At 72.2% G+C, this 12884-nt stretch carries 9 protein-coding genes; 5 read left to right on the plus strand and 4 right to left on the minus strand.

Annotated elements, in window-relative coordinates; translation table 11 throughout:
- Positions 1-28: 28 nt before the first annotated feature.
- From acs to IF67_RS0126730, 3 genes are all read right to left on the minus strand, one after another.
- Entirely contained in the window at positions 29-1993 is a 1965-nt protein-coding gene (gene acs / locus IF67_RS0126720) for an acetate--CoA ligase (protein WP_030989813.1), read from the minus strand.
- A gap of 150 nt (positions 1994-2143) precedes the next feature.
- On the minus strand, positions 2144-4480 hold the full coding sequence (locus IF67_RS0126725; RefSeq protein WP_030989814.1) for a SulP family inorganic anion transporter: 2337 nt from the start codon (positions 4478-4480) through the stop codon (positions 2144-2146).
- A 393-nt stretch (positions 4481-4873) separates the two neighbouring features.
- Entirely contained in the window at positions 4874-5860 is a 987-nt protein-coding gene (locus IF67_RS0126730; protein ID WP_030989815.1) for an ATP-binding protein, read from the minus strand.
- Positions 5861-5961: 101 nt separating this feature from the next.
- On the opposite strand from IF67_RS0126730, the gene IF67_RS0126735 reads away from it, so the two are divergent.
- The gene (locus IF67_RS0126735; protein ID WP_051818632.1) at positions 5962-6861 is read left to right on the plus strand and encodes a hypothetical protein; all 900 of its coding nucleotides are present in this window, start codon (positions 5962-5964) and stop codon (positions 6859-6861) included.
- A gap of 366 nt (positions 6862-7227) precedes the next feature.
- Here IF67_RS0126735 and IF67_RS0126740 read toward each other — a convergent pair whose 3' ends face one another.
- Entirely contained in the window at positions 7228-8133 is a 906-nt protein-coding gene (locus tag IF67_RS0126740; protein WP_030989819.1) for an HAD family hydrolase, read from the minus strand.
- A 458-nt stretch (positions 8134-8591) separates the two neighbouring features.
- Between IF67_RS0126740 and ssd the strand changes: the two genes are divergently transcribed.
- The 4 genes from ssd to IF67_RS0126760 all read left to right on the plus strand — a co-directional run bounded on the left by ssd (position 8592) and on the right by IF67_RS0126760 (position 12789).
- Positions 8592-9872: a septum site-determining protein Ssd gene (gene ssd / locus IF67_RS0126745; RefSeq protein WP_037839875.1), complete on the plus strand. Its 1281-nt coding sequence runs from the start codon at positions 8592-8594 to the stop codon at positions 9870-9872.
- Positions 9869-11029: a TadA family conjugal transfer-associated ATPase gene (locus IF67_RS0126750; RefSeq protein ID WP_030989824.1), complete on the plus strand. Its 1161-nt coding sequence runs from the start codon at positions 9869-9871 to the stop codon at positions 11027-11029. Before ssd ends, IF67_RS0126750 begins: the two co-directional genes overlap by 4 nt.
- The gene (locus tag IF67_RS0126755; protein WP_030989825.1) at positions 11026-11934 is read left to right on the plus strand and encodes a type II secretion system F family protein; all 909 of its coding nucleotides are present in this window, start codon (positions 11026-11028) and stop codon (positions 11932-11934) included. Before IF67_RS0126750 ends, IF67_RS0126755 begins: the two co-directional genes overlap by 4 nt.
- A 258-nt stretch (positions 11935-12192) precedes the next feature.
- Entirely contained in the window at positions 12193-12789 is a 597-nt protein-coding gene (locus tag IF67_RS0126760; RefSeq protein ID WP_051818634.1) for a type II secretion system F family protein, read from the plus strand.
- Positions 12790-12884: the final 95 nt, after the last annotated feature.

The raw sequence follows: 12884 nt of genomic DNA on the forward strand, positions 1-12884 counted from the left end.
GGGTGCCCCTTCTGCCATCCGCGCTCGCTCAGTCCTCGCTGGCCGCGCTCGGCAGCTTCGTCTGGATCAGGTCCATGACCGAGGAATCGGTGAGGGTGCTGACATCACCGAGGTCGCGGTTCTCGGCGACATCGCGCAGCAGCCGTCGCATGATCTTGCCGGAGCGGGTCTTGGGCAGCTCCGCGACCGGCAGGATGCGCTTCGGCTTGGCGATCGGGCCGAGCTGCTGGGCGACATGGGCGCGCAGCTCCTCGACCAGGCCCTCGTCCTCCGCCGCACCGCCGCGCAGGATGACAAAGGCGCAGATGGCCTGGGTCGTCTGCGGGTCGGTGGCGCCGACGACCGCGGCCTCGGCCACCTTGGGGTGCGAGACCAGCGCCGACTCGACCTCGGTCGTGGAGATGTTGTGACCGGACACCAGCATCACGTCGTCCACCCGGCCGAGCAGCCAGATGTCGCCGTCGTCGTCCTTCTTGGCGCCGTCGCCGGCGAAGTACTTGCCCTCGAAGCGCGACCAGTACGTGTCGAGGTAGCGCTGGTCGTCGCCCCAGATCGTGCGGAGCATGGACGGCCAGGGCTCGGTCAGCACGAGGTAGCCGCCGGCGCCGTCGGGGACCTCGCGGGCATCGTCGTCCACGACGGTCGCGGCGATACCGGGCAGCGCCAACTGGGCCGAGCCGGGCTTGGTGGCCGTGACGCCCGGCAGCGGGCTGAGCATCATCGCGCCGGTCTCGGTCTGCCACCAGGTGTCGACGATCGGCGTCGCGTCGGCCCCGATGTGCTTGCGGTACCACATCCATGCCTCGGGGTTGATCGGCTCGCCCACCGACCCGAGGATGCGCAGCGACGACAGGTCGAACTTCGCCGGGATGTCGTCGCCCCACTTCATGCAGGCGCGGATCGCGGTCGGCGCGGTGTAGAGGACCGTCACGCCGTACTTCTGCACGATCTCCCACCAGCGGCCCTGGTGCGGGGTGTCGGGTGTGCCTTCGTAGAGCACCTCCGTCGCGCCGTTGGAGAGCGGGCCGTAGGTGATGTACGAGTGGCCCGTCACCCAGCCGACGTCGGCGGTGCACCAGTAGACGTCGGTCTCCGGCTTGAGGTCGAATACGGCGTGATGGGTGTACGACACCTGGGTGAGGTAGCCGCCGGTGGTGTGCAGGATGCCCTTGGGCTTACCCGTCGTGCCGGATGTGTAGAGGATGAACAGCGGGTGCTCGGCGTCGAAGGCCTCGGGCGTGTGCTGGTCGCTCTGCCGCTCGACGATCTCGTGCCACCACACGTCACGGCCCTCGTGCCAGGCGACGTCCTCCTGGCCGGTGCGGCGGACGACCAGGACGCTGCGGACGTTCTCCGTGCCGGGCTTGGTCAGCGCCTCGTCGACGGCGGGCTTGAGGGCGGACGGCTTGCCGCGGCGGTAGCCGCCGTCGGCGGTGATCACCACACGGGCGTCGGCGTCGTTGATGCGGGTGGCCAGCGCGTCCGCGGAGAAGCCGCCGAAGACGACGGAGTGCGGCGCGCCCAGGCGCGCGCAGGCCAGCATGGCGATGACCGTCTCCGGGATCATCGGCATGTAGATGGCGACCCGGTCGCCCGTTTGCACGCCCAGCTCGATCAGCGCATGGGCGGCCTTGGAGACCTCACGCTGGAGCTCGGCGTACGTGATCGCGCGGGTGTCACCCGGCTCGCCCTCGAAGTGGATGGCGACGCGGTCGCCCAGGCCGTTCTCCACATGCCGGTCCACGCAGTTGTAGGCGACGTTGAGCTTGCCGTCGGCGAACCACTTCGCGAAGGGTGCGTTGGACCAGTCGAGGGTCTGGGTGGGTGCGGTCTCCCACGACAGACGTCCGGCCTGCTCCGCCCAGAAGCCCAGCCGGTCCGCCGCGGCCTCTTCGTACGCGGCGGCCGTGACGTTGGCATTCGCGGCCAGATCGGCGGGCGGCGCGAACCGCCGCTCCTCCTTGAGCAGGTTGGCCAGGCTTTCGTTGCTCACAACATCTCCCATTCCCAGGGGCGGCCGATGTGTCCCCAGGTCATAGCTCATCAGTCCACGCCTGGCCCTGACAAGGGCTGTGGAAAAATATTGGTGTAGACCTGTTCCGATGCGGTCTGTTCCAGAGGTGTTGAGGGGCCTTCGCGCAGGTCAGCCCGTCACCGGCGCCGGTTCGCCGCGGACCGCGCAGAACCGCCGGTTGGCCTCGTCGAGCACGTATGCCTGGGCCTCGCCGACATGGAAATACATGCCGTGCAGGGTGAGTGCGCCCTCGGCCACCCGGCGGGCCACACAGGCATGTGCCCTGAGGTGGTCGAGCTGTTGCATGATGTTGACGAGTGCCAGCCGTTCCTGGTCATCGCTCACCGGCCGTCCGCTCAACGCGACTTCGCCCCGCCCCAGCCGTCCGATGCGCTGCATACGGGCCAGGCTCGGACGGCCGTGCCGCAGCCAGCGGGTGAGCGGGGTCGGCTCGGCCTCTTCGGGCGCGGCGGAGCCGAGCAGCGCCGCCATGGCACCGCACCCCGAATGGCCGCACACCGTGATCGAACCGACCCGCAGCACCTCCACGGCGTACTCGATCGCCGCGCCCACGGAGTCGCAGGAGGCGTCCGAGCCGGGCGGTGGCATCAGGTTGCCGACATTGCGCACGGTGAACAGATCGCCCGGCCCACTGGATGTGATCATGCTCGTGACCAGCCGGGAGTCGGCACAGGTCAGAAACAGCTGGGTGGGCCGCTGGCCCTCCCGCGCCAGCCGGGCCAGCTCCTCGCGCACGAGCGGAGCCGTATGGCGCTGAAACGCGCTGACCCCGCCCAGCAGTTGGCTGCCGCTGCTCTCCGGGTCCGCTGCCCGGCCGGGGGCGGGCCGGGTGCAGTGGTGGTTGCGCCATGGCGTCCACGGCCGGCAGGAGTGCGCGCTGGCCGGCTCGGCGATCGGCCGGCCCGAACGGCCGCCGAGCGTCACCCAGCCGCCGTGCGCCTGATGGGCGGTGGACCAGGACTGAAGCGCCTCGTAGGCGGCATGATCCATGAACGAGCCGCACAGCTCGACGACGACGTCCGTATGGGCAGGCACCTGCGCCAGCGCCCGGGTCAGCCGCGGCACCGCCAGAAACGTCAACTGCCCGCTGACGCGCACCCGGTGGCCGTCCGCCTCCTCGGTCACCGTGATCCGGGTGTGGGTCAGTCGGCGCAGGGCCAGGAAGACCGCGACCGCGATGCCCGTCCCCACGCCCTGGAGCACGCCGAAGAGGACGACGCCGCCCAAGGTGGCGGCGTACACCGGGAACTCGCGGTGCCGCTGTACGTGCCGGATGTGCGCGAAGCTCACCATCCGTACGCCGACGGCCATGACCAGCGCGGCGAGCGCGGCCAGCGGGATCAGCTCCAATGCCGCGGCCAGCAGCCCGGCGCACAACAGCACCCATACGCCGTGCAGCACCGTGGCGCGGCGGGTGGCCGCGCCGGCCCGCACATTGGCCGAGCCGCGCATCGCGCCCCCGGAGACCGGCAGTCCGCCCAGCAGCCCGGAGACGACATTGGCCGTGCCCTGGCCGGCCAGCTCGCGGTTGAGCCGCGCACGCTCGGTGGGCGTGTCCGGCCGCTCGGCCGCCAGCCGGTCCACGGCCACCGCCGACAGCAGGGACTCCATACTGGCGACGAGAGTGACGGTCAGCACCGCGGCGGCGAGCGCCGGCAGGGAGGCGTGCGGCAGCGCGGGCAGCTCGGGCAGCCGCCAGGAGGGCAGCTCCACGCGCGCCACCGCCGTCCCCGTACTGACGGCCGTCGCGGCGAGCACGGCGGCCAGCGGGGCCGGCAGCATCCGCGCCCACCGTCCGGCCCGGCCCGGCAGCCGCCCCCAGCCGATGAGCACGGCGACGGTGACCGCGCCGATCAGCAGCGCGACGGGGTGCGGATGCGCCAACTGGCCGGGAAGCGCGGTGGCGTTGGCGATCGCAGAGCTGTCGGGGCTGCCGCCGAGCACCACATGGAGCTGCCCGAGGGCGATGGTGACCCCGATGCCGGCCAGCATGCCGTGCACGATCGCGGGGCTCACCGCCAGCGTCGCACGGGCCACACGCAGTGCGCCCAGGGCGAGTTGGAGGAGGCCGGCCAGGACCGTGATGGCGCAGGTGGCGCGCCAGCCGTAGCGCTGGACCAGGTCGGCGGTGACCACCAGGAGGCCGGTTGCCGCGCCGCTCACCTGGAGCGGGGCGCCGCCGAGCAGACCGGCGACGAGACCGCCGACGACCGCGGCGACCAGACCGGCCTGGAGCGGGGCGCCGGTGGCCAGGGCGATGCCCAGCGACAGCGGAACGGCGAGCAGGAAGACGACGGCCGAGGCGGAGAGGTCCCGGCGGAAGGCCGCCCGGCCGGTCTTCTTCGTTCGGGGGCCGGGCCCGGAGGGCGGACGGGAAGCGGGAGGGGGCTCGGTGTGGTCCGGTGTGCGCGGCGGCTGCGGCGGCGACTTCTCGATCTGCGGCATTCCCGTCTCCTCCGGGGCGACGCGGTCGCGCGGGGCGCGATCGTGGGGCGGCGGTGTATTGCGGCGGGACGTGAGCCGGCCGGCGGCTGTCGCTGTGGAGCGAAGGTCCGGTGACTCTCAAGCATCGGTAAATGGATCGTAATGACAGGTAAAGGGCGGGAGAAGTCTTTTAGTTCATATGCCGTCATCCTTCCCCTTATCGGATGAATGTGATGGCTTTTGGCTTGTGGTGTTGATGCCTCTTCTCGGAGCGGGGAGCCTTGTGCGCAGGCCTTCCGGTCCGTCGCTCGGAGGTGTGCGCAGGCGGTGGGATTGAGGGGGCCGGGCCGCGGGCGCCGGAGGGCGGCTCACCTCTCCAGCGCCTCTCCGGGCCCGTCCGCGACGCCTGGCAGGTCAAGCGGGCTGTGGGGCGGCCGTCCCCTCGGAGAGCACGAACGAGGGGTCGACCTGCGCCGCCAGGTCGACCCCGGTCTTCGCATTGCCCCAGCTCTCCGCGTTCTTCAGGTGGAAGTGCACCATCTGGCGCGTATAGCGCTCCCAGTCGCGGCGCCCGTATGCGGCGTCGGCCGTGTGGTGCAGCGCCTCCAGGGCGCGGCGGTTGGCCTCCTCCAGGTACGCGAAGGGGGCCGGGCGGCCCTTCTCCATGGCGCGCACCCAGTCGGAGTGGCCGACGGTCACCAGCAGATCGTCGCCCACCTCGTCGCGCAGGAACGCCAGATCCTCGGGGCCCTGCACCTTGTTGCCCACGACCTTCAGGGGGACGCCGAAGTCCCGTGCGTACTCCTTGTACTGGCGGTAGACGGCGATGCCCTTACGGGTCGGCTCGGCGACCAGGAAGGTCATGTCGAAGCGGGTGAACATCCCGGAGGCGAAGGAGTCGGAGCCGGCCGTCATGTCGACGACGACATACTCCTCGCGGCCGTCCACGAGGTGGTTCAGGCACAGCTCCACCGCGCCGACCTTGGAGTGGTAGCAGGCCACGCCCAGGTCGGACTCGGTGAACGGCCCGGTCGCCATCAGCCGCACGGCGGAGTCGTCGAGGCCCACCGTCCTGGCGCAGGCGTCGTAGACGGGGTTGTCCTCGCCGACCCGCAGCAGCCGCGAGCCCTCACCGGGCGGGGTGGTCTTGATCATTGACTCGGAGGACGGGATCCGTGGATTGCTGCCGCGCAGATAGTTCTTGATCAGCGGGAGCTGGGCGCCCATCGCGGGGAGCGCGGCGGCCTCCGTATCGCCGAGGCCGAGGGCGGCGCCCAGATGCTGGTTGATGTCGGCATCCACGGCGATCACGGGGAGCCGGGCCGTGGCGAGATGGCGGATGAACAGGGAGGACAGGGTGGTCTTGCCGCTGCCGCCCTTGCCTACGAAAGCGATCTTCATGTTCACCAAGGGTAAGTGTGAGATAGCTCTGCGTGACAGCCCTGCGTGAGGAAGACCACTCCTTCGAGGGGTCGGCCCTGGTGGTGCGTAGGGTCGTACCCATGGCTGGAAACTCCCGGGGGACGTCCCCCGCACCCCCCAAAGCGAGCGACGACCCGCTCGTGACCCTGGCCTCGCTCCCGGGGGTCGCCGACTCCGTGGACTCCGTACGCAAGGGCGTCGACCGGGTCTACGGGCACCGTGTCATGCGACGCCGCAGCAACGAGGTGACCTCCGAGGCGGCGCTGCGCGGAGCGCGCGGTTCCGCGGCGCTTTCGGGGGCCGACTGGGCGCTCGAAGAGGTCCGGCGCCGCACCGACTTCGGCGCCGAGAGCGAACCGCGGACGGTCGGCGCGGCCCTGCGGCTGTCGGCCGAGGGCGGGCAACTGCTCAGTGTGTGGCGGCAGTCACCGCTGCGGGTGCTGGCGCGCCTCCATCTGGTGGCGGCATCAGGAGGAGGCCGAAGCTCCGAGGCGGCCGAGGGGCGGCAGCCGGGGGAGTCGGCGGACGAGACGGTGGGACGGCCCCGGCTGGCCGGTGAGCCGGTGGACGAACCGCTCATCGAGCTGGCGTTGCCGGATGCCGACGAGGTTGCCGGGCGGCTGGACGGGCTGTCGCGGCTGCTGCTCGCCGGCACCGAGGCGCCGGCCCTGGTGACCGCGGCGGTGGTGCACGGCGAGCTGCTCGCCCTGCGGCCGTTCGCCACATGCAACGGGCTGGTCGCGCGGGCCGCGGAGCGGATCGTGCTGGTCGGCAGCGGACTGGACCCGAAGTCGATCTGCCCCGCCGAGGTCGGGCACGCCGAACTGGGGCGCGCGGCCTACGTCGCGGCGCTGGAAGGCTATGTCTCGGGCACCCCGGAGGGTGTCGCGGCGTGGATCGCGCACTGCGGCCGCGCGGTGGAACTCGGTGTACGGGAGAGCACTGCGGTCTGTGAGGCGCTCCAGCGCGGCGCGGCATAAGAAGGAGCCGAGGCGAAAGCTTCGGGAGTTTTCATGGATTCCTGAAACATTGCTTCATTCGCCCCTGAACAGGGTTGCGGCGGTACCAATGAGTGGTACCGCCGCTGGCATGTCCGCCGAGTTACCATGCGTGCTCGAATATGTGCCCATCAGGTCGGAATCTTCGTCCGGTTACCTGGTGCGGCTGGCCCGCAATCGACGGGTCGACGTCGCGTGGGTGCTTGGCATTCATGCATCGGTCCGTGGGCCACTTCCTGCGTTAAAGGTGTTCCTCTCGGATGTCCTTGGTCTCGCGGGCCGTTAAGTCCTTTGTACTACTCGGGCGGGGCAAGCGGAACCCCGTGTCGCAGATCTTTACGTTTGACTTCAAACGCGGGCATTACGGGCGTGAGCGCTCCGGCCAATAAGGCGAAGATGTGGCTTTGTGGTTTTCCGTCGGCTCGCGTACCAGACCAGCGTCGCGGTGGCCATGGCCGCACCCGCCGCGGCCATGACGGCGAGCGCCGGCCGCGAGGGCATCGACAATGCGGGGAGCCGCTGCTTGAGCGGTACCGGACGATTGAAGGAGAGAACCGGCCAACCACGCGCGACCGCCTCGCGGCGCAGCGCCCGGTCCGGATTGACCGCGTACGGGTGACCGACCGCCGAGAGCATCGGGACGTCGGTCGCCGAATCGCTGTACGCATAGCAGCGCGCGAGATCGTATCCCTCGGAGACGGCGAGCTCCTGGACGGCGTCCGCCTTGGTCGGGCCGTAGGCGTAATACTCCACCTCGCCGGTGAAACGGCCGTCCTCGCCGACGACCATACGGGTGGCCACCACCCGGTCCGCGCCCAGGAGTTCACCGATCGGTTCGACGACCTCGGCGCCCGAAGTGGAGACGATGACGACGTCCCGTCCCGCGGCGTGATGCTCCTCGATGAGCGAGGCCGCCTCGTCGTAAATGATGGGGTCGATCAGATCGTGCAGCGTCTCGGCGACGATCTCCCGCACCTGGGCCACGTCCCAGCCGCGGCACAGGGAGGAGAGGTATTCCCGCATACGCTCCATCTGATCGTGGTCGGCGCCGCCCGCCAGGAACACGAACTGGGCGTACGCAGTGCGCAGTACGGCCCGCCGATTGATCAGGCCGCCTTGGTAGAACGACTTGCTGAAGGTCAGCGTGCTCGACTTTGCAATGACAGTCTTGTCCAAGTCGAAGAACGCGGCAGTACGGGGAGTCGAGTGAGGCACGGAGTGGTTTTCCACGGGGCGAGCATAGGCGCCCACCATTCGGCGTAAGGTCTGGCGCGTGGGTTTGCCTGAGAAGGCTCTCGGGTACACCATGGAAGTCACGGATCGTTCGCGACCGTGCTAACCCGGTCCGACTCCTCCCCCCCCCGAGTCGGCCGTGGGGACGACCCCCGCTCTCCCCCCCGGCGGGGGTCGTCGCATGTCCGGACGCATTTTCCGCCGCCGGACGCTGATCCACTTCACTCCTTGCCGCCGCGGCGCCCGCGCCCTCGCTGCGCGCATCCCATTACGCACCGTAGTTGTCGTGCTGCTCTGAGGAAGGCTCTCTCGGATCCCGGAAGTTGCCCCTCGTCGCTGGAATAGGTGACAGGGATATTCACAGTCGCGACGTTGTCCACAATTTTGGTTCAAGATCCACAAGATTTCCCCGATCGCTGCACGGTGAAAGTCCGCGAGTTCGCGGAGGTGCGAGTTGTGTAGCGACAGGGGGACAGAACGTGGCCGAAACCACGCCATCGGAACGGGCGGTCCGAACCAGTGAGGAGCCGGGCGGGCCGCTGATCATCACCGAGGACGAACGGCTCCTCGACGATCTTCTGCGGTTGTGTGCGGCGGCCGGTGCGCTGCCCGAAGTGGCGCACGGCCTGCCGGCCCGCAAAGGGGACTGGGAAGCACCGCCCCTGGTGATCGTCGGCGACGACTGCGCGCCCCGGTTACGCGGCGCCGGACGGCGGCCGGGCGTCATCCTCACAGGCGGGGAGGAGGACGACCCCGAGCTCTGGCGCCAGGCCGTCGCCCTCGGGGCCGAGAGCGTCCTCGCCCTTCCCGACGGCGAGCGCTGGCTGACCGACCGGATCGCCGACGCGATCGAGGGCGTCGGACCCCCGGCCCTGACGGTCGGTGTCATCGGTGGCCGCGGGGGCGCCGGAGCGAGCACCCTGGCCGGCGCGCTGGCCGTCACCGCGGCCCGTACGGGACGGCGCACCCTGCTCATCGACGGAGACCCCCTGGGCGGCGGGCTGGACGTCCTGCTGGGCGGGGAGAAGGAAAAGGGCCTGCGTTGGCCCGCCTTCGCCGAATCGCGCGGCCGGGTGGCCTGCGGCGCCCTCGCGGAGTCGCTGCCGCGGCTGCACTCGCTGCGGGTCCTCAGCTGGGACCGGGGCTCCGATGTCACCATCCCGCCCCCGGCCATGCGCGCGGTGCTGGCCGCGGCGCGCCGGCGTGGCGGCGTCGTGGTGGTGGACCTTCCGCGCAGGGTCGACGAGGCGGTGGCGGAGGCTCTGGCACAGGTGGACATGGGCCTGCTGATCGTCCCTACGGAACTGCGCGCGGTCGCCGCGGCCCAGCGGGTGGCCTCCGGGGTGCAGAAGGTGCTCGGCGACCTGCGGGTGGTGGCGCTCGGGGCTCCCGGACGCCATGGGCACGGACTGCCGCCGGACGATATCGCCCGCCTCATGGAGCTGCCCTTGGCCGGGGAAGTGCCCTGGGAGGCGGACCTGTCGGCGGATCTCGCGCGTGGCGTGCCGCCGGGAGCGCAGGCGCGTGGGCCGCTGGCACGGTTCTGCGCGGGGTTCTGGGGACGGGTGGCGGACTGCGGGGGCGAAGGCGGCGGGCCGGGTTCCGCTGCGCTGCCGGGGCCCGGGCCGGGCAGCGGTGCGGGGCCGGCTCCGGCCGGCGGGCCGCGACCGGGGGCCGGGCCGAGAGGCAGTGCGGTGCCGTGGCCGGCAGCCGGCCCCCTGGCTCACCGTACGGCTGCCCGGAAGGGAGGCCGGTCATGAGCCAGGGCCAGGACTTGCTGGAGATGGTGCGCAGGCGGCTCGCCGAGGCCGGGGCGGAGCCCACGCCGGCCCGGGTGGCGGTGGCACTGCGTGAACAGGGGCGGCTCCTGGGAGATGCCGAAGTGCTGGGTGTGGTGGCCTCGTTGCGGTCGGAGATGGTGGGCAGCGGCCCGCTGGAACCGCTGCTGGCCGCGCCCGACGTCACGGACGTCCTGGTCACCGCGCCGGACGAGGTCTGGGTGGACCGCGGCGGCGGGCTGGAACGCACCGAGGTCCGCTTCCGGGACGCGGCAGAGGTGCGCAGACTCGCCCAGCGGCTGGCGGCGGTGGCCGGCCGGCGGCTGGACGATGCCCGGCCATGGGTGGACGCCCGGCTTCCGGACGGCACCCGGCTGCATGCGGTGCTGCCCCCGGTGGCGGTCGCCGGGACCTGTCTGTCGTTACGGGTGCTGCGGCCGCGGGCCTTCGGCCTTGCGGAGCTGGTGGCGGCCGGCACGGTCCCGCCGGGCGGCGACCGGCTGCTCCGCGCGCTGCTGGCGGCCCGGCTCTCGTTCCTGATCAGCGGCGGTACGGGCTCAGGGAAGACCACTTTGCTCAGCACGCTGCTCGGACTGGTCGGCCCGGCCGAGCGGATCGTCCTGGCCGAGGACTCGGCGGAGCTGCGCCCGGACCACCCCCATGTGGTGCGGCTGGAGACCCGGCCCGCCAACCAGGAGGGCGTCGGCCGGGTGACGCTACGGGACCTCGTACGGCAGGCGCTGCGGATGCGGCCGGACCGGCTGGTGGTCGGGGAGGTGCGCGGCGCCGAGGTCACGGACCTGCTGGCGGCGCTGAATACGGGGCATGAGGGCGGCTGTGGAACGGTCCATGCCAACGCCGCATGTGATGTCCCCGCGCGTCTGGAGGCCCTCGGTTCCACGGCGGGCCTGGATCGCGCCGCGCTGCACAGCCAGCTGGCGGCCGCGCTCTCGGTCGTGCTGCATCTCGTGCGGGACCGGTCCGGCCGGCGCCGGATCGCCGAGCTCCATGTGCTGGAGCGGGACCGCGACGGCTTCGTGGTGACCGTGCCGGCTGCCGTCTGGGGCCCGGACGGCTTCCAAGAGGCGCGGGGCTGGGGGCGGTTGATGCGGCTGTGTGAACGGGGCGGGGGCCGATGAGCGCGGCCGGCGTGGCGCTGGTGGTCGCGGCGCTCTGTGCTGCGGCCGCGGTCCGGCTGGCCGGTGGTCGACGGGACGACGTACGGCGGCGGGCCCGGGCGCTGTTCGGGGGCGCCGGAGAGGCGGACCCGGCGATGGGGCGGCGGGGCGAGAGGGCGCGGAAGTGGTGCGCGGGGCGGGTGGTCGAAGGGGAAGCGGGGCGGCGCTGGAGCTTCGGGCGCTGGGGAGACGTCGGGCGGGAGATCTGGTGTCTGCCGACGGGGCTGGTGCTGGGGGTGCTGGGCGGGTCCGTGCTCCCGCTGCTCGCCTCCGTGGTGGGCCTCCTCCTCGTCCGGCGGTGGCTGGCCGCCCGTGGAGCGGTGCGTGCGCGCGACCGGCGGGCTGCCGCGGTGATCGGGTTGTGCGCGGCGGTGGCGGGGGAGCTGCGGGCCGGGCGGCAGCCCGCCCAGGCCCTGCTCGCCGCGGGCGCCCCGGGGCTGGGAGCGGCCGGCTCGGCGGTGGTGGCGGCTGCGCGGTACGGAGGGGACGTGGCCCGGGCGCTGCGGGAGGCGGCGCGGCTGCCGGGCGCCGCGGGGCTGACCGGGATGGCCGCGTGCTGGCAGGTGGCGGTGGAGGGCGGCGCAGGGCTGGCCTCGGGGCTGGAGCGGATCGCGGCCGGGCTCCGGGCCCAACGGGACCAACGTGACGAGCTACGGGCCCAGTTGGCGGGACCCCGGGCCACCGCGCTGATGCTCGCCCTGCTGCCGGTGGCCGGGCTCCTGATGGGCAGCGCACTGGGCGCAGACCCCCTGCGGGTGCTGCTGCACACCCCGGCCGGGTGGGGCTGCCTGGCGGTCGGCGGGCTCCTGGAGTGGTGCGGGGTGGCCTGGACGGTCCGGATCGTCCAGGCCGCGGAAGACGGGTAGGGAGGGGTCGGTGTGAGCGCGGAAGTTGTCCACAGGGTGGGGATAGTGATTGCGGCCGTGGCGGCGGTGCTGTGCGCGGTGGCGCTGGTGCGGGAGGCGCGTCGCGTGCGAGCCGTGCAGAGACGGGTGCCGGGGGTGTGGCGCGGTGGGGCCGAACGGTACGGCGCGGGCGGCGCCCGCCGCGGGGCGTTCATCCGGCTCCGATGGCGCGGGCGAGCGGCGACGACGAAGGGCGGTGCGCCACGGAGCGGTCGGGCGATGGAGTGGGCCGGGCCCCTGGGAGCGGCCGGTTTCATGGTCATTCTCGTCGGTGGCGTGGCGGGTGTCCTGGCGGGACTCGCCGTGGGATACGGCGCGCATCGTCGGCTGGCGCACCAACGGGGCGCGGAGGCAACGCGGTTGGCCGACGCGGAGGTACGGGCGGAACTGGCACCGGCCGGTGATCTGCTGGCGGCCTGCCTCGCGGCGGGAGCCGGACCGAGGGAAGCGGCCGAAGCGGTGGGCCGGTCGCTCGACGGACCGGTTGCCGAGCGGCTGCGTCAGGCGGCGGCGGAACTGCGTCTGGGCGGTGAACCCGCCGTCGTATGGCCGCGGCTGGCCGCTCTCCCCGGGGCCGAAGGGCTGGCGCGCTGTATGGAACGCGCCGGAATATCCGGGGTCCCGGCCGTCGAATCGGCCTCCCGGATCGCCGCCGAACTCCGCGCGGAGCAGGCCCGAGCCGCGACCGCGCGTGCGCGACGGGCCGGGGTGCTGGTCACCCTGCCGCTGTCGGCGTGCTTTCTGCCGGCGTTCCTGGCGCTCGGAGTGGCGCCGGTACTGATCGGCCTGGCCGGCGGTCTGCTGGGGCGTAACTGAGCGGGCAGCGAGGCGAGTTCGACGGCCGGGGGAGGAAACGGTGCGGGGCGGGTGGACGCCGGCGGTGGAGGAGTCCGGCTGACCGGCTGTGTCGC

This window comes from Streptomyces sp. NRRL S-1813, assembly GCF_000719605.1.
GTDB classification, from domain to species: domain Bacteria; phylum Actinomycetota; class Actinomycetes; order Streptomycetales; family Streptomycetaceae; genus Streptomyces; species Streptomyces decoyicus.